This window comes from Pseudomonas sp. PB105 (assembly GCF_009764655.1).
Classification (GTDB): domain Bacteria; phylum Pseudomonadota; class Gammaproteobacteria; order Pseudomonadales; family Pseudomonadaceae; genus Aquipseudomonas; species Aquipseudomonas cyclaminis.
Window position 1 is genome coordinate 1 of record NZ_RWIO01000020.1, and the last position, 1,461, is coordinate 1,461.

The window sequence follows — 1,461 nt, forward strand, 5'->3', positions numbered from 1 at the left end:
CGACGGTACCTGCTTCGGCGGTGTTTTCAACGATAGTGGTCGGCGTGACATCAATCAGCGGAACGTCGTTAACCAAAGTTACGGTCGGCTGCCCTTCGCCAGTAGAGCTGAGGCCACCAGCGTCAGTAACAGTCAGGTCGATTTTCGGCAGCTGATTACCCGCGTTTACGAATTCGGCGCCTTTGGCGGTCAGGACCACGTTATTGCCGGAGATGGCGTAGTAGCCGTCTGCGTTGGTGCCAGTAGTGAAGCTGATCGTCAGGTTTTCGCGTGGGGTCTCTTCGTCTTTAGCAACGAAGGTCCCGGCAACGGTGCCTGCTTCAGCTGTGTTCTCAACGATGGTGGTCGGCGTAACAGCAATTTCTGGAACGTCGTTAACCAAGGTCACGGTCGGCTGGCCTTCGCCGGTGGAGCTGAGGCCACCGGCGTCGGTGACGGTCAGATCGATCTTCGGCAGCTGGTTGCCAGCGTTAACGAATTCAGCACCTTTTGCAGTCAGGACCACGTTATTGCCGGAGATGGCGTAGTAGCCGTCGGCGTTGGTGCCAGCGGTGAAGTTGATGGTCAGGTTTTCGCGTGGCGTTTCTTCGTCACGGGCGTTGAAGGTACCGGCGATGGTGCCTGCTTCGGCGGTGTTTTCGACGATGGTGGTCGGTGTGATGTCGATCAACGGAACGTCGTTAACCAGGGTCACAGTCGGCTGGCCTTCGCCAGTAGAACTGAGGCCACCGGCGTCGGTGACGGTCAGGTCGATCTTCGGCAGCGGGTTACCCGCGTTGACGAATTCGGCACCTTTGGCCGTCAGTACAACGTTGTTGCCCGAGATGGCGTAGTAGCCGTCTGCGTTAGTACCAGCAGTGAAGCTCACGGTCAGACCATCACGAGGAGTTTCTTCGTCACGTGCGTTGAACGTGCCCGCAACAGTGCCCGCTTCAGCGGCGTTCTCGACAATGGTGGTCGGCGTGATGTCGATCAACGGTACGTCATTAACCAAGGTCACAGTCGGCTGACCTTCACCGGTGGAGCTGAGGCCACCAGCGTCAGTAACAGTCAGGTCGATCTTCGGCAGCGGGTTACCCGCGTTGACGAAGTCAGCACCTTTAGCCGTCAGCACAACGTTGTTGCCCGAGATGGCGTAGTAGCCGTCTGCGTTGGTACCAGCGGTGAAGCTGACCGTCAGGTTTTCACGCGGCGTTTCTTCGTCACGCGCGTTGAAGGTACCGGCGACGGTGCCTGCTTCGGCGGTGTTTTCGACGATGGTGGTCGGCGTGATGTCGATCAGTGGTACGTCGTTGACCAAAGTTACGGTCGGCTGGCCTTCGCCGGTGGAGCTAAGGCCACCGGCGTCGGTGACGGTCAGGTCGATCTTCGGCAGCTGGTTGCCGGCGTTGACGAATTCGGCGCCTTTGGCGGTCAGCACGACGTTGTTGCCGGAGATGGCGTAGTAGCCGTCTGCGTTGG

The 1,461-nt window shown here is 59.0% G+C and carries 1 protein-coding gene; it reads right to left on the minus strand.

The genetic code is table 11. From position 1 onward, the window contains the following. Nucleotides 1–1,461, minus strand: a 1,461-nt coding sequence (locus EJD88_RS02770) for a hypothetical protein (RefSeq protein WP_158876688.1), incomplete at both ends; no start/stop codon positions are given.